The sequence below is a fragment of the Longimicrobium sp. genome (genome assembly GCF_048594345.1).
GTDB lineage: Bacteria > Gemmatimonadota > Gemmatimonadetes > Longimicrobiales > Longimicrobiaceae > Longimicrobium.
Genome location: NZ_JBMDXM010000026.1, coordinates 35992 through 51594, shown reverse-complemented (window position 1 = coordinate 51594; position 15603 = coordinate 35992). Strand labels below are relative to the sequence as shown.

The window sequence follows — 15603 nt, the reverse complement described above, 5'->3', positions numbered from 1 at the left end:
TTTCGTCCGTTGCTCCGTTTTCTTCGCGTGAATCTTTGTCAGGAATTCAACAATGGATGATGTTCACGACGAAGCGCGGGGAGTCACCGCGAGCAAACTCCGTTCACTCCGTTGACTCCGTGTGAGGCAAATTCTTTATCCTGCGATGATGTGGAACGAGGCGGTGGCGAGGGCGACGAGAGTGTCGCCGTCGTGGATGCGGGCCTCGGCGAGGGCGGTGCGGCGGGTGCGATGGGTCAGCTGCGCGGTGCAGGTGATGCGCACGCCGGTGACCGGGCCCAGGTAGTTCACGGTCATCTGCGTGGTAGAGACGCGCAGCCCCAGCGCGATCAGGGCCACGGCCATCGCGCTGTCCATCAGCGTGGCGTGCACGCCGCCGTGCACCGCGCCAGCACCGTTCATGTGCTGGTCGCCAACATCCAGGTGAAAGACCGTTTTCCCAGGCTGGATCTCATCGACCTCCACGCCGGCGAGGCGCGGAAAGGCGACGGAGGTTTCGAAGAACTCGCGCAGCCGCGGCAGATCCTGCTCGCTCATCGCCCCAGCCCGTGCGCGTGCTGGATGAGCGTGCGAACCGCGTGGCCAAAGCCGGCGAAGCGCGGGTCGCGAGTCTGGCCGCGCACGTAGCGGGCGTAGATCTGCTGCAGGATCACGGCGAGCTTGAAGTACGAGAAGGTCATGTACCAGTCCAGCCCCGACAGGTCGCGCCCGCTCTTTCGCGCGTACATCTGGCGCAGCTCGTCGCGGCCGGGAAACTGGGGGAGGCTGGTGACGCTGGGCACCAGCGCCTGCAGGGCGGGCGGATCGGTGGAATCGATCCAGTAGCTGAGGAAGATGGCCAGGTCGAACAGCGGATCGCCCACCGTCGCCATCTCCCAGTCCACGACGGCGCTCACGCGTCCCAGGTGCGCCGGCTCAAAGACCAGGTTGTTGAGCTTGAAGTCGTTGTGGATGACGGTGGCCGCCGCGGCGCCGGTGTCCGGCACGCGGTCGCGGATGCGGCGGATGAGCGGCTCCACCTCGGCGATCTCATCCGTGGCGGCTTTTTCGTAGCGGCCGATCCACCCGTCCACCTGCCGCTGCATGAAACCCTCGGGCCGGCCCATCTCCTCCAGCCCCGCGGCCCGGTAGTCCACGCGGTGCAACTCCACCAGCGTGTCCACCACCGCCTCCGCCATCATCCGCCCCAGCTGCGGCGTGGCTTCCGTCCCCTTCGGCAGCCGCGCGTCGACGACCACGCCGGGGCGGTATTCCATCACCGTAAACGGCGCGCCGATCACCTCCGCGTCCGTGCAGATGAGGAGCGTCCGGGGTGCGAGAGAGAAGACGGCGTTCAGGCGCTGGAGCAGCCTGCCCTCGCGCTCCATGTCGTGCGCCTTTGGGGGAACCGGCCCCAGCGGCGGGCGGCGCAGCACGGCTTTCCATCCACCCACGCGCAGCAGGTAGGTGAGGTTGGACGCGCCCGTGGGGAACTGCCGAACTTCCGGCTCGCCCGCCGGAATGCCGGGGATCTGCCCACGCAGATACTCCAGCACCCGCGCCGCGTCGAACCCCTCGCCCTCGCGCACCGCGATGGTGTTGTCGCTCATGGGTTTCCGTGGATGTGAGGCGGCGGCTCCGGCCGTTCTCGTGCAATCGGAGGGATTTACGGCGTCGCGCTGCGCGCGGACCCCTCACCCCCGGCCCCTCTCCCGCAAACTGCGCGGGAGAGGGGTGACGCGAGATTCCGGCGGTGGCGCGGCGTGGCTACTGCTCCGTGAAACGACCATCGGCGGCACGAACCCTCGGCTACAGTCCGCGACGGCGGACTTCGTGACGTTCCAGCCGCGGTTTCAACCGCCCCGGCGCCGCCGCTTGCCGAAGCGCACACAACCTTCCTCCTCCCCCAACCCCGCAATCACGCACTCACGCACTCACGCACTCACGCACTTCCGTCAGATCGCCACGCTGACCCCGTAGCCGCGCAGAATCTCCCGCGCGACGACGGACTTGTGCACCTCGTCGGGGCCGTCGTAGATGCGGGCGGCGCGCTCGTGGCGGGCCATGGAGGCCAGCGGCGTGTCGTCGGTCAGGCCCAGCGCGCCATGGGTCTGGATGGCGCGGTCGATCACGCGCTGCAGCACGCTGGCGACAAAGAACTTGATCAGCGAGATGTCCACGCGCGCGGCGGGGGCGCCCTCGCGGTCGATGCGCTCCGCCGCGTCAAGCACCATCAGCCGCGACGCGTGGATCTCGGCGCGGCTCTCGGCGATCCAGTGCTGCACGGCCTGCTTGCTCCCCAGCGGCTCGCCCGGCGCAAGCTCGCGCTCGGCGGCGCGGCGGCACATGAGGTCGAACGCGCGCTCGGCGATCCCGATCCACCGCATGCAGTGGTGAATGCGCCCCGGCCCCAGCCGCTCCTGCGCCAGCCGAAACCCGCTCCCCTCCGCTCCGATCAGGTTTGCCACCGGCACGCGGCACTCCTCGTACGTCACCTCCGCGTGGCTGAAGTACCCCTCGCCCGCCTCGCCCATGATGGAGATGTTGCGCACCAGGCGAAAACCGGGCGTGTCGGTGGGGACGATGATCTGGCTGGCGCGCTCGTGCGGCCGCCTGGCATCGGGGTTGGTGACCGCCATCACGATGGCGAACGCGGAGCCTTCGGCGGACGACGTGAACCACTTGTGGCCGTTGATGACGTACTCGTCGCCGTCTCGTACGGCCGTGGTGCCCAGGTGGATGGGATTGGATCCCGCGTGCTCCGGCTCCGTCATCGAAAAGCAGCTGCGGATCTGGCCCGACGCCAGCGGCCCCAGCCAGCGCGCCCGCTGATCGTCGGAGCCGTGGTGCATCAGCAGTTCCATGTTGCCTACGTCGGGGGCCTGGCAGTTGAAGCTGTAATGCCCCAGCATCGACCACCCCAGCTCTTCGCTCACCCGCGCGTACTCCGTGAGCGACATCCCCAGCCCGCCCAGCGCCTCGGGGAGGAACGGCGCCCACAGCCCCAGTTCCTTTACGCGGCGCCGCTTTTCCTCCAGCGCGGGCACCAGGTCCGCAAAGCCGCCTGCGCGCAGCCCATCCTCCAGCGGAATGAGCTCATCGCGGACGAAGGTGCGGATCTGGTGCAGGATGCGGTCGAGCGGCGTGCCGGGCATGGAGGATCGGGTGTGGAAGAGGTGGAGGATGAAGATCAGCCGATGGAAAGGCCGCCGTCCAGGACCAGCGAGTGGCCGTTGGTGAAGCGGGCGCCCTCGGAGCACAGGTAGGCGATGCTCTCCGCCACCTCGGCGACGGTGCCCAGGCGGCCGATGGGGAGGGCGTCGGCCAGCTTCTGCTCGTGCTCGGCACTGCCGCCGGTGAGGGCGTCGACCATGGGCGTGCGGGTGAACGCGGGGCACACGGCGTTCACGCGGATGCCGGCGCGGGCGTACTCCAGCGCGGCGGTGCGGGTAAGGCCGATGACGGCGTGCTTGCTGGCGCTGTACGCGGAGTAGTGCGGAAAGCCCAGTACGCCCGCCACGGAGGCGATGTTGACGATGGATCCGCCGCCGCCCGCCAGTATCGCGGGGATCTCGTGCTTCATCGACAGCCAAACGCCGGTAAGGTTGACGGCGATGGTCATCTCCCACACGTCCTGCGGATAGTCCGCCGTCCGCGCCCGCGTGCCGCCCACGCCCGCGCTGTTCACCGCAAAGTCCAGCCGCCCGAAGCGCTCGACGGTCGCTTCCACCATGGCGCGCGTGTCGTCCGCCCGCGAGACGTCGACGCACATGGACGCCGCCTGCCCGCCCGCGGCCGCGATCGCCGCGGCGGCCTCCGCGGCCCCGGCCTCGTCGCGGTCCACCACCATCACGCTGGCGCCGCGCCGCGCGAGGAGGAGGGCGGCCTCGCGCCCGATCCCCGATCCGCCGCCCGTCACCAGCGCGACTTTTCCGTTGAACTCGCTGCTCATGGTCTGATCCAGGTTGGTGGCGGTTCCGAACGGCAACGCACTGCGTCCGCCGGGGTGCCCCTCCCCCGGCCCCTCCCCGTTCGTTCCTCACGGAGAGGGGAGAACTCATTATCACAATCACGGCGGGGATCAGGATAGCCGCCGAACATCGTTCGGCATAGTACAATCGCATGCTGCTGGCTGCAACGCGCCTGGTTTGCATGCTTCCTCGACAGGGATGTGATGCGGACGACCCCGGCCGATGCTCCGGCCGGGGTCGTTCGTGCTTCAACGATGCGCGATGCGCAGGTTACCGGCGCCAGGCGAGGCCGATGCCGACGTCCGGGGTGTTGTCGCTCAGACCGATGCTCAGGCGCAGGATCAGGTTGGAGGAAAACTCCGCGTCCAGGCCAAGGTCGCCCAGAAGCTCGGCCTCGAAGTCATCATCTGTCGCAATACCGTCGATCAGGGCGATGCGCGGGTGGATGTACGGCGTGAGCGCCACGCCCGGGTTCACGAACCGCTCGCCGATGGACAGGCCGCCCTGCACGCCGATGGCGTCGAAGTCGCCGATGAGCCCCTGCGCGGCCGCGGTGAACGCCACGTCGATCGGCGCCGACTCCAGCGGCACCCGCACCTCGCCGCCCAGCGACAGCAGGTCATCCACCGCGTCCACGAAGCCGATACGCAGGCCCATGGGACCGCTGCGGTAGATCCCCTCCAGCGCCATGTCGCCCGGGCCGTCGCTCAGGTAGATACCCAGGTCGTTCATCACCACCGGCGCCTGGTAGCTGGGGGTGAACACCTGCGCGTCGGCCGCGCCCACGCCAATCGTCAGCGCGCCGGCCAGCGCCGCCGGCAGAATCCACGTCTTCTTCACTGCGTTTCTCACTGCTCCTCTTGCGGTTCCGATCCTCGGTTTCGGGCGCGCCCGGGCGCCCAGGTTCAGCGGGCGAGCAGGCCGAACGCGCGCCTCCCGCGTGAAATCGGGAGGCGCGTGTCGCAGGCTTGCTCATCCTGCCACTGCGGATCGGTTTGCAAATGCCGCGCCTGCATCCGTAGCAGAGGACCCTCACCCGCTCGCTCAGGCTCGCACCCTCTCCCGCAAGCGGGAGAGGGTATAAACGTCGCGCAGAAGTTCGGAGCGCCACCAGCTGGTTCGGTCTGCCAAACAACGCTTTTCTGACCAGCGCGGACCCCTTGCGAAGGTGGATCGAAATACCTCTCGCGCAGTTTGATGGATGTCGTCGATCCCCGCGATCCGCCTGCTCCCGTTCCGCCGTGGTGCTTATCCGTGCGGCGGCTCGTCGTGGACGGGACGCTTCGTGTCGCCGCTGACCATCATCAGCACGCCGATCAGGACGACGGCGGCAAAGGCGTAGCCAGCGGGGCTCAGGCGCTCGTTCCACATCAGGTAGGCGGCGAAGGTGGCGACCACGGGCTCCACTGTCGCCACGGTCGCGGCGCGGGTGGCCTGCACGCGCCGCAGCCCGGCGCTGTAGAAGACGTACGCCAGGTACGTAGGCACCACCGCGACAAAGGCGATGGCGCCCCACGCCGTCCCGTTCTTGGGGCGAAAGTCCACCAGCGGCAACATGGCCAGCGCGCCGATGGGAAGGGCGTACACGAACAGCGTAGCGGTGGGATATCGATCGAAGTAGCGCTTTCCGAACAGGTAGTACAGTGCGTACGCGAACGCCGACGCGAGCCCCCACCCCAACGCCGCGGGCGAGAGCCGCACGGCGCCGCCGCCGCTGGAGAACGCGATCCCCGCCACACCCAGCGTGGCCACGCCCAGCGCCACCAGCGTGCGCCGGGTAAGCCGCTCGCCCATGAAGAGCGCGGAGAGCAGCGCCACCCACACCGGCGCCGTATACAGAAGGATGGACGCCAGCGCGGCCCCGCCTTCCTCCACCGCGCGCGAGTAGCACGCCAGCAGCCCGGCGACGCCCACGACGCCGAACGCCACTACGCTGGGCAGGTCACGCCGATCGATGCGTACTTGGCGGATGGCCACCGCGTGCACGGCGAAGATCCCCGCGGCCAGCAGCCCGCGCCAGAACGCCACCTCCACGGCGCCCACGCCCTCGCCCAGCGCAACGCGGGTCACCGGGCCCAGCAGGCCCCAGAGCGCGGCGGCGATGGCGACGTAGGGGTAGCCCAATAGGTGAACGGGTGAGGGGGTGAACGGGTGAACGGGTGAACGGGTGAATGCTTCCGCGGATCGGAGCCGTGTCGCGCCTCCGCGATTGTCGTTCCGTAGGAGGCGTTGGCGATCTCTGCCCATGCACGATGCGTTGGCGCCGGCTGAGGAACCTATCGTCTGATCGGCGGAGGCCGGCCTTGACGCCTCGGCCTCGCGGCTACAGTCCGCGCAGGCGGACTTCGCGATTTTCCAGCGGCGAATTCATTCGCTCCTGGGGGCGGACGGCACGTCACCTGATCAGACCACAATGGCTTACGTCGCCCTGGGGAGACGGGCGCACGTTGTTCGGTCCGGCCCCATCTGAGCTTCATTCGTCGCCGAACCTGCGCCCCGGCTCCGCGGAACGCACGCGATGCTTGCGCGGGGGCTCGCCCGTCGCAATCCTGCTCCGTCCCCCCCGCCCACCCCCTCCCGCCGCGCCCCATGCCCATCGACCGTTTCTACGTGATCCTGAACCCCACCGCGGGGCGCGGAGCCGCCGCGCGCGTGCGGGCCGTTGTCGAGCGCGAGATGGCGAAGGCTGGCGCAGCCGTCACCGTCGCAGAGACGGCGCGGCGCGGGCACGCGGCGGAGTTGGCGGAGGCCGCCGCGCGCGACGGATGGCCGGCGGTGGTCGCGGTGGGTGGCGACGGCACGGTGCACGAGGTGGTGAACGGGCTGATGCGCGCGGCGAACGGTGGGCCCTCGGTGCCGCTGGGGATCATCGGCGTGGGGAGCGGGAACGACTTTGCGCTGCTGGCGGGCGTCGCGAAAGATCCCGAGTGGGCGGTGCGGCGGATGACGCAGGCGCAGCCGCGCGCGGTGGACGTGGGCCGCGTGGGCGACGAGTGGTTCAGCAACGGCGTGGGGATTGGGCTGGACGCGCGCGTGGCGATCGAGGTGGACCGCCGCCGCCGCTTTCGCGGCATGGCGATGTACCTGCACGCGCTGTTCGGGGTACTGCGCGCCTTTCGCCCGCCGCGCATGACGGTGGAGCTCGACGGCGAGCGGGTGGCGGAGGGGCCGATGACGCTGGTGACCATCGGCAACGGAGGACGGCACGGCGGCGGCTTCTGGATCTGCCCGGACGCAAGCATCGACGACGGGGTGCTGGACGTGTGCACCTGCGACGGGCTGGGCACGCTGGGAATCCTGAGCTTTCTGCCGCGGGTGATGCGGGGCACGCACACCGGCGCCGCCTGCGTGCACATGCACCGCGCCACCCGTGTGCGCGTGACCAGCCCCGACCCGCTCCCCGTGCACGCCGACGGCGAGATCATCGCCGACGACGCGCGCGAGCTGAACATCGAAATCCACCCCGGCCGGCTGCGCGTACTGGCCTGACCCGACGGGTAAACTAAGGTTTTCTTGGACGGAAATCCTTCCGTTCGTATCTTCTACTGTAGCAGCGGACCACTGGCAGTCTTTCCTGACGCGGCGCCGCATTCCGGTTCGTATCTCTTCATCCAGACGGTGTTCCGGTAGCTCTTGACGCGCACTTTTCCGGTGCGGCGCATGGAGTTCGTGGCTCAACAACCTGCAATTCAGGGACAATGACGAAGATGCGGCGGATGGTGGGGGTGGCCGGTGCGGCGCTGGCGGTGGCGGGGTGCGCGGCGGGAATGGGCGGCGGCGCGGGCGGGGTGCCGGCGCAGTTCATCGGCACGTGGAACGGCGTGGGCTCGCAGACCGACCAGCCTGGCGAGTGGACCATCGAGGCCATCATCGTGGGCGGGCCGGTGGAGCAGGTGGGGACGATCTCATCCCTCGCTGCAGTGCGGCGGCGTGCTGCTGTTCCGCGGCGTGCGCGACGGTGCGCTGCAGATGCAGGAAGACATCACCTACGGCGCATGTGAAGACCTGGGATCATCACCCTCACACCCGAAGGCGACGGCAGGCTGCGCTACGGCTGGCGCCAGGATGGCAACGACGCCACGGCATCCGGCGCGCTGACGCGGGTGCGATAGTTCGAAGTACGAAAGTACGAGAGTGCGAAAGTGAGACAGTGGTGAGGTGAGACGCTTTCGCGTTTGATTGGCCCGCCGCGGAAAGCCCGTGGCGGAGTTCGCGGCGGGAAATCCGTCCCGCCTCTGGTCCCCCCAGACCCCACTCACAAGGAGCCTTACCATGCGAAAGATGATCACACTGATGGCGCTCGTGGCCCTTGCCGCCTGCGACAGCGCCACGGCTTCGAACCAGAACACCGCGCGCAGCAAGGACTCCGGCGAGGCCCGGGCGCCCGAGGCGGCCAGCCTGTCCGGCGGCGCCAGCCACCGCGCGGCCATCGTCAGCGTGCGCAAGCGCGTGGCGGGCACGCCGGCGCTGTACACCGCGCGCGCGGTTTCGACGGACGGCGGCGAGGTGACGGTCGAGATCCGCAGCAGTTCGGGCGGCTTTAGCGCCCTTACCTCCGGCACCTTCGAGGACACCGACACCGGCACCGGCGAAGCGAACCAGGACTTCCAGACCACCGCCGGCACGCGCTACCTGATCATCGCCTATCCGTCCTCCGGCGGCGGCGCGACGCTGGATGCCACGCACGCCTCTTTCATCGAGATTGAGCCCTGAAGGACGGACGCACCCCGCGCATGACGCGCATGGCTGCAGATAAAAGCGAGGGCGCGGAGAACAGGGAGTTCTTCGCGCCCTTCGCGGGGTCCCACGGCAAAGTCCGCCACGTGCCGCACGGCGGTGCGGATGGATTCAGCGGGCGCGCAGGGCGCGGGTGAGCACGCGGTCCAGCGCGTTGGCGAAGGCCTGCTTGTCGCGGTCGCCGTAGGGACGCGCGCCGCCGGTCTCCACGCCGGAGCCGCGCAGGCCGTCCATGAAGTCGCGCACGGACAGTCGCTCGGCCACGTTGTCGGGCGTGTACTCCTCACCGCGGGGGTCGATGGTGTACACGCGCTTTTCAACCAGCGCCGCCGCCAGCGGAATGTCAGCGGTGACGGCGACGTCTCCGGGTGCGGCGTTGTCGGCGATGTAGCGGTCGGCCACGTCGGGGCCGCCTTCCACGCGGATGGCGGAGACGTACGTGTTGCCCGGCGGCACCGGCAGCCGCTGGTTGGCCACCAGCACAGTCTCCATCTGTAGCCGCTTCGCCGCGCGGTAGACGATCTCCTTTACGTCACGCGGCGCTGCGTCCGCGTCAATCCACAGCTTCATCCGTATCCATCCGCTTGGTGTTGATCGAGGGAAGGTAAATCCATGCCAGCCCGATGCGCGAATCCTCCGCTTCCCCGCCATACTCGGTCGATTGCATTGGTCTCACACGGAGTCAACGGAGTTAACGGAGTTTGCTCGTGCCCGTTCCTCCATCTCCCGCGTTTGTTCGAGTCCCGCAAAACATTTCCGCACACAGAGTTAACAGAGTCAACAGAGTTTTTTCGAGCCGTATCCTCCGACTCATCGCCCTCGGCGGAAACGCGCGAACAAACTCTGCTAACTCTGGTGACTCTGTGTGAGGCTAAGCTGTTCCGGGGTTACGCGCAGCATCATCGGAAACCCCTCGTAGCAAACTCCGTTAACTCCGTTGACTCCGTGTGAGGCATGTCTTTGAAGATGCCGGACGCGCGAACGCCTGCCCCCTCGGCAGAGAGCGCGGCATCTTTACATCGCGCGCACTCGCCGCTAGCTTGGCGCTCGACATAGTAGCAGAAGGGCCTCACGGAAGCCGGTGAAAATCCGGCGCGGCCCCGCCACTGTAAGAGGCCCGGCACCCATCGCCGGCCCCGTCCCGCTCAATCACGCCACTGGGCAGCGCGCCCGGGAAGGCGAGCGGTGACCGCCTCGAGCCAGGAGACGCGGCCCCTCTGCTCCCGCAATTTGGCAAACCCCTCGCGGGAGGGGAGCGGGGCCATCGTATGCCGGGCCGGCAACACGCTTTCAAGACGCGTGTTCCGTCCGCGCCATCCGTGCCCGTTCCTTCCGCGTACCCCGGAAGGACGGGCTTTTTGTCGTCTGGCATCCGCGCCATTCGCCTCCCCCGCGTTCCACGCGCCGCCGCCCTGGCGGCGCTGCTGGCGCTTGCCGCGTGCGGTGATGCCGGCCCACGGGCGGACGCATCCGCATCCAACCCCATCTCCGTCGTCGACGACGCGGGCGACACGCTGCGGCTGGCATCACCCGCAAGGCGCATCGTTTCCCTGGCGCCCAACGCGACGGAGACGCTGGTGGCCATCGGCGCGCTGCCGCAGCTCGTGGGGCGGTCGGATTACGACACGGGGCTGGGGGTGGATTCCGTCGCCTCGGTGGGCGGGGCGCTGGACCCGTCGCTGGAGCGGCTGGTGGCGCTGCGGCCGGACCTGGTGATCGGCTGGCACTCGGCCGGAGCCAACCCGGTGCGCGACCGGCTGCGTGAGATGGGCATCCCCTTTCTGGCCGTCCGCACCACCGACACCACCGACATCTTTCGCACCCTTGGCGTGCTGGGCCGCGTAACGGGACGCGACGCCTCCGCCGACTCCGTCGCCGCGGCCGTGCGCGGGCAGCTGGCGGCCGTCCGCGCGTCCGTCGCCGGCCGCCCGCCCCGCACCGCCTTTTACGTGGTGGGCGACGAGCCCCTGATGACGGCGGGGCCGACCACGTTCACCGTGCAATTGATGGAGATCGCCGGCGGGCGCACGGCGTTCCCCGACGCGACGGGACAGCCGCAGTACGTGTCGATGGAAGAGCTGGTGCGCCGCCAGCCCGAGGTGATCCTGCTCCCCGTGGGCGAAAGCGGCGAGGCGCGGGTGGTGGAGCTTTCCACGCGGCCCGGATGGCGGGAGCTGAACGCCTTTCGCACGCGGCGGGTGGTCGCGCTCCCCGCGGACGCGGTGAACCGCATGGGTCCGGGGATCGGCGAGACGGCGCGGCGCTTTCGCGACGCCCTGCATCCCGAGCTGGCGGGGCGATGAAGCCCCTCGCGCGCCTGCTGCTGCTTGCCGCCGTGCTGGCGGGCGCGCTGCTGCTGAGCGTGCGCCTGGGCGCCGTGCGCCTGGGAACGGGCGAGGTGGTGGACGCCCTGCGCGGCGCCGGTGATCCCGCGACGGTGGCCATCGTGCGGCGGCTGCGGGTGCCGCGCTCGCTGCTGGCGGCGCTGGTGGGCGGGGCGCTGGCGGCCAGCGGCGCGTGCTTTCAGGCGCTGCTGCGCAACCCGCTGGCGGAGCCGTACGTCCTCGGCGTCTCCGGCGGCGCGGCGGTGGGCGCGGTCGCGGTGATCGTGCTGGGCGCCAGCGCGGCGAGCGGAACGGTGGCGCTGGCGGCGTTCGCGGGGGCGCTGCTTTCCATCGTCCTCGTTCTGCGGCTGGCGGCTTCGGCGGGGCGCACGCTGGACACGCGGGTGCTGCTGCTGGCCGGCGTGGTGGCGGGGGCGTTCTTCAACGCCTGCATCCTCCTGGTCCTTACCTTCAGCGACGCGGAAAGCTTTCGCGCGGCGCTCTTCTGGATGATGGGCAGCTTCAGCGGCGCCACGTGGCGGGAGATCGGGGTGCTGGCGCTGGCGGGCGGCCCCGCGCTGCTGCTGATGATGGCGCTCGCCCGGCCGCTGAACCTGCTCTCCATCGGCGAAGAGACGGCGGCGTACCTGGGGGTGCGGACGGAGCGCGCCAAGCTGGCGGCGTACGGCACCGCCTCGCTGCTCACGGCGGCGTCGGTGGCGGTGAGCGGGGTGATCGGCTTCGTGGGCCTGGTCATTCCCCACGTGGTGCGGATGCTGTGGGGGCCGGACCACCGCTTTCTGATCCCCGCCTCGGTGCTGCTGGGCGCGACCTTCCTGGTGCTGGCGGACGTCCTGGCCCGCACCGTCGCCGCGCCCGTGGAACTGCCGATTGGGGTGGTGACGGCGTTCGTGGGCGTGCCGTTCTTTCTGTGGATCCTGCGCAGGAGGGGCGCATGAGCGGATGGCGCTGCGCCGGGCTGGCGTTCCGGTATCCGGAATCCACGCATCCCGCCGTGCTGGACCTGTCGCTGGAGATTCCCGCCGGCGCCACCACGGCCGTGCTGGGCCCCAACGGATCGGGAAAGTCCACGCTGCTGAGGCTGCTGCTAGGCACGCTGACCCCCACGGCGGGGACGGTGGAGTTCGATGGCAAGCCGGTGGCGCGGTGGGGGCGGGATGCGCTGGCGAAGGCCGTCGGCGTGGTGCCGCAGGGGGAGGAGACGGTCTTTCCCATCCGCGTGCGGGAGATGGTGGGGATGGGCCGCTACCCGCACCTGGGCGCGTGGCGTCGCGAAGGGGATGCGGACCGGCGCGCGGTGGAGGAGGCGATGCGCCGCTGCGACGTGGGGGACCTGGCCGCGCGCCCGGTGCCCACGCTCTCCGGCGGGGAGCGGCAGCGGGCGCGGGTGGCGCGCGCGCTGGCGCAGGAGGCGCCCACGCTGGCGCTGGACGAGCCCACGCAGGCGCTGGACGTGGCGCACGAGATGGCGATCTTCGAACTGCTGCGCGACCTGGGGCACGCGGGCAAGACGGTGCTGCTGGTGACGCACAACCTGAATCTCGCCGCCCGTTACGCGGACCGGCTGGTGCTGCTGCACCGGGGACGCGTGGCGGCGGAGGGCACGCCGGCGCAGGTGCTGACGCGCGACAACGTGGAACGCGTGTACGGCTGGCCGGTGGAGATCGTGCCGCACCCGGGCCCGGGGCCAGACACGGGCGCGCCGCAGGTGGTGCCGCTGGCGGGCGACCAGTGCGTGCGGATGAGGCACGGGGAGGAGCGGGCCGATGCAGCGTGACGAGGGTGGTGTGCGCAATTCGGTGGGCGGCGCGATTCGGCTGATTCCGCGCGGCGCCCCCTCTGCTCGCTCAGGCTCGCACCTCCCCCCAAAACCCCTGGGGGAGGTTGGGGTTGGGGAGGATAGCGGAGATTGGGGCGGGACGAACGTGATCCCGCTGCGTCCGCGGGGTGCCCCTCCCCCGGCCCCTCCCCGTTCGTTCCTCACGGAGAGGGGAGAATTCGAGCGCGCTACGGATGGAATCGAGCGCATGTCCACACGCTGCGACATGCATCGAACTTCGTCCGCCGGCGCCCCCCCTCTCCCGGCCTCTCCCCCCCGATCTGCAGGGGGGAGAGGAGAACACAACCGCGCTTCGGAAAGATGCGTCGCACCTCCCTCCCCCGCGCTGTTTGCGGGGGAGGGCCGGGGAGGGGGGCGGCCCACCATCCCGCTCCACCCCGGCCGACGCGCACCGCAGGCTGCCCTACAACAACCTCCCCCAGTCTTTTTTGGGGGAGGTGCGAGCCTGAGCGAGCGGAGGGGGCGCGACGCCGGCCCATCCGAAACACCGCGTACCGAGCCCTCGCACCGCATCTCCCGCCTGCTGACGGGACTGCTGTCGGTCGGGGGGATGATCGCCTGCCTGCTGCTCGCCAATCCGGTCTGTGCGCAGCGGCCAGGGGAGATCGCGGGGCGGGTGGTGGAGGCGGGGACGGCGGCGCCGGTGGAAGCCGCGGCGGTGGAGGTGGCGGAGCTGGGGGTGCGCGCCTGGACCGACGGCACCGGCCGCTTTCGCCTTCGCGGCGTGGAGCCGGGGACGTACGGCGTCCGCGTGTCGCGAAGCGGATACGCGGCGCGGCAGCTGGCGGCGGAGGTGCGCAACGGCGAGGAGGCGTGGCTGGAGGTACAGCTCGCGGCCGCCGCCGTGGCGCTGCAGGCGGTGCGGGTGACGGCGGACGCGCAGCCGGCGGAGGGCGGCACGCGGGTGTCGCGGGAGGAGATCGAGTCCGGCGGCGCGCGCACGGCGGCGGAGGTGCTGGAGCGCGTTCCCGGCGTCGTCGTCCGCTCCACGGGCGCTACGGGCGCGCAGACGGTGAGCATCCGCGGCAGCGCGGCGGACGCGGTGCTGGTGCTGGTGGACGGCGTTCCGCTGAACGACCCCGTCAGCGGCGAGGCGGACCTGAGCGGCGTGCCCGCGCAGTCCATCGACCGCGTCACCGTGCTCCCCGGCGCCCGCTCCGCCCGCTACGGCCCGCGCGCTGCCGCCGGCGTGGTGCTGATCGAGACGCGAACGGCGGAGGTGCGGCGCGCGGCGGAGCTTTCCGCCGGCACGCTGCGGGAGCGGGCGGGGCGGGCGGAGTGGGGGATGGGCCGTTCCGGCGTCGTTCTGCAGGCGGGCGGGGAGGCGCGGCGGATCGAGGGCCGCTTCGATCATCCGCGCTCGGTGGATGACCCGACGATCGTCCGGCGCGCGAACGCGGACCTGGAGGAGTGGAGCGGGTTCGCGGCGCTGAGCGGGCGCGCGGCGGGGGGCGAGTTGCGCGTGCGGGGCGGATGGGACGCGCTGGATCGCGGGCTGCCGGGGCAGGACCACACGCCGTCCACCAGCGCGCGGCAGGAGATGCAGCGCGGCCGCGGCTCGCTCTCCTGGCGACGGACGTCCGACCGCGGCGCGGTGTCGGCGCTGCTGTCGGGCGCCGCGCACCGGGTGGGGTACGCGGACCCGCTGCCGCCCTTCGGCCTGGCGTACGACGACACGACGCGGGTTCAGCAGGCGTCGCTGCGCGTGGAGGCGGACCGCATCGCACCCTCCGAAGCCAGCGATTCCGTAGCCCGCGATTCCCTGTTCCCTGTTCCCTATTCCCTCGCCCGCTGGCTGCGCGGCTGGGGCGGCGGTTTCGAAGCGTCGACGCAGCGGGTGGACGCGGGCGCGCTCTCGCAAACGGCGCCGCGGCGTCGGACGGACGTGGGCGGGTTCGCGCACGTGGCCGCGGAGGCGCGGGGGATCACGTTTTCGGCGGAGGGGCGCGCGGACCGCGACGGGGTGACGGAGGACGTGTACGTGAGCCGCGCGCTGACGGCGGGGGCGCGGCTGGGCATCGTCCGCATCCACCTGGCCAACCGCAGCAGCTACAGCCCGCCCTCGCTGGGCGACCAGTTCTTTCGCGCCGGCGTGGGCGTGGAGCCGAACCCCGACCTTCGGCCGGAGCGCGTGCCCAACGAGTGGGAGCTGGGCGCGTCCGCATCCACCTTCTTCGGTGACGCGGAGGTGACGGCGCACGCGGCGGCGTACACGGGGGACGTGCGGGGGATGATCCTGTGGCTTCCCGACTTCCGCTTTCGCTGGAGCCCGCGAAACGTGGACGCGCTGCGCCGGGGGATCGACACGCGCGCGGAGGTGCGGCTGCCGGGCGCCGGGCTGCGGCTGAGCGGGGCGTGGTCGATGGCGCGCGTGACGTACGACGAGCCGGGGGTGCGCGGCATTCAGCTGGCCTATCGCCCGCGCCACACCGGATCGGCGGGGGCGGAGTGGCGGCGCGGCGCGTGGCGGGTGGACGCGTTCGCGCGCTACACCGGCGTGCGCTACCCCGCCGCCGCGCGGGTGAACGCGCTGGATGGATTCTGGAGCACGGCCCTGCGCGCCGGCCGCGACTGGCGCGTGGGAGGATGGACGATGACGGCGGCGGTGGACGTGGACCGCGCGCTGGACGAGAAGGATTCACTGATCCAGGGATTTCCCGAGCCCGGGCGCCGGGTTCGGCTGGACGTGCGCGTGGCGCGCACGGGCCTCACATCGAACGAAAGATAAGCA

At 70.7% G+C, this 15603-nt stretch carries 14 protein-coding genes and 1 riboswitch; of the genes, 7 read left to right on the top strand and 7 right to left on the bottom strand.

Features of this window, described 5'->3' with window-relative positions; genetic code table 11:
• Positions 1–135: 135 nt before the first annotated feature.
• From ACOJUJ_RS02840 to ACOJUJ_RS02815, 6 genes are all read right to left on the bottom strand, one after another.
• On the bottom strand, positions 136–537 hold the full coding sequence (locus tag ACOJUJ_RS02840) for a PaaI family thioesterase (protein ID WP_420125325.1): 402 nt from the start codon (positions 535–537) through the stop codon (positions 136–138).
• Positions 534–1589, bottom strand: coding sequence for a phosphotransferase family protein (locus ACOJUJ_RS02835; protein ID WP_420125324.1), 1056 nt, complete (start codon positions 1587–1589; stop codon positions 534–536). The genes ACOJUJ_RS02840 and ACOJUJ_RS02835 overlap by 4 nt, the downstream gene beginning before the upstream one ends.
• A gap of 345 nt (positions 1590–1934) precedes the next feature.
• Positions 1935–3134 (bottom strand): acyl-CoA dehydrogenase family protein, encoded by a 1200-nt coding sequence (locus tag ACOJUJ_RS02830; RefSeq protein ID WP_420125323.1) that lies wholly within the window; start codon positions 3132–3134, stop codon positions 1935–1937.
• A 35-nt stretch (positions 3135–3169) separates the two neighbouring features.
• Positions 3170–3931: a glucose 1-dehydrogenase gene (locus ACOJUJ_RS02825; protein ID WP_420125322.1), complete on the bottom strand. Its 762-nt coding sequence runs from the start codon at positions 3929–3931 to the stop codon at positions 3170–3172.
• 289 nt (positions 3932–4220) lie between these two features.
• Positions 4221–4802: a hypothetical protein gene (locus ACOJUJ_RS02820; RefSeq protein ID WP_420125321.1), complete on the bottom strand. Its 582-nt coding sequence runs from the start codon at positions 4800–4802 to the stop codon at positions 4221–4223.
• A gap of 396 nt (positions 4803–5198) precedes the next feature.
• Positions 5199–6074 carry a DMT family transporter gene (locus ACOJUJ_RS02815; RefSeq protein WP_420125320.1) on the bottom strand — a complete coding sequence of 292 codons (876 nt, stop codon included), beginning with the start codon at positions 6072–6074 and terminating at the stop codon, positions 5199–5201.
• A gap of 465 nt (positions 6075–6539) precedes the next feature.
• On the opposite strand from ACOJUJ_RS02815, the gene ACOJUJ_RS02810 reads away from it, so the two are divergent.
• The 3 genes from ACOJUJ_RS02810 to ACOJUJ_RS02800 all read left to right on the top strand — a co-directional run bounded on the left by ACOJUJ_RS02810 (position 6540) and on the right by ACOJUJ_RS02800 (position 8663).
• Entirely contained in the window at positions 6540–7439 is a 900-nt protein-coding gene (locus ACOJUJ_RS02810; RefSeq protein WP_420125319.1) for a diacylglycerol/lipid kinase family protein, read from the top strand.
• A gap of 209 nt (positions 7440–7648) precedes the next feature.
• Positions 7649–7951, top strand: a complete 303-nt coding sequence (locus ACOJUJ_RS02805) for a hypothetical protein (RefSeq protein ID WP_420125318.1) — start codon at positions 7649–7651, stop codon at positions 7949–7951.
• Positions 7952–8222: 271 nt separating this feature from the next.
• Positions 8223–8663 (top strand): hypothetical protein, encoded by a 441-nt coding sequence (locus ACOJUJ_RS02800; protein WP_420125317.1) that lies wholly within the window; start codon positions 8223–8225, stop codon positions 8661–8663.
• Positions 8664–8798: 135 nt separating this feature from the next.
• On the opposite strand, the gene ACOJUJ_RS02795 is transcribed toward ACOJUJ_RS02800, so the two are convergent.
• Entirely contained in the window at positions 8799–9257 is a 459-nt protein-coding gene (locus ACOJUJ_RS02795; RefSeq protein ID WP_420125316.1) for a YaiI/YqxD family protein, read from the bottom strand.
• Between the two features lie 503 nt (positions 9258–9760).
• A riboswitch (cobalamin riboswitch) is annotated at positions 9761–9895 on the top strand.
• 150 nt (positions 9896–10045) lie between these two features.
• On the opposite strand from ACOJUJ_RS02795, the gene ACOJUJ_RS02790 reads away from it, so the two are divergent.
• From ACOJUJ_RS02790 to ACOJUJ_RS02775, 4 genes are all read left to right on the top strand, one after another.
• Positions 10046–10990 carry an ABC transporter substrate-binding protein gene (locus ACOJUJ_RS02790; protein WP_420125315.1) on the top strand — a complete coding sequence of 315 codons (945 nt, stop codon included), beginning with the start codon at positions 10046–10048 and terminating at the stop codon, positions 10988–10990.
• Positions 10987–11970 (top strand): FecCD family ABC transporter permease, encoded by a 984-nt coding sequence (locus ACOJUJ_RS02785; RefSeq protein ID WP_420125314.1) that lies wholly within the window; start codon positions 10987–10989, stop codon positions 11968–11970. The genes ACOJUJ_RS02790 and ACOJUJ_RS02785 overlap by 4 nt, the downstream gene beginning before the upstream one ends.
• Complete coding sequence (locus ACOJUJ_RS02780) at positions 11967–12809, top strand: ABC transporter ATP-binding protein (RefSeq protein ID WP_420125313.1); 843 nt, start codon at positions 11967–11969, stop codon at positions 12807–12809. The genes ACOJUJ_RS02785 and ACOJUJ_RS02780 overlap by 4 nt, the downstream gene beginning before the upstream one ends.
• 613 nt (positions 12810–13422) lie before the next feature.
• Positions 13423–15600: a TonB-dependent receptor gene (locus ACOJUJ_RS02775; RefSeq protein ID WP_420125312.1), complete on the top strand. Its 2178-nt coding sequence runs from the start codon at positions 13423–13425 to the stop codon at positions 15598–15600.
• The last annotated feature ends 3 nt before the right edge of the window (positions 15601–15603 follow it).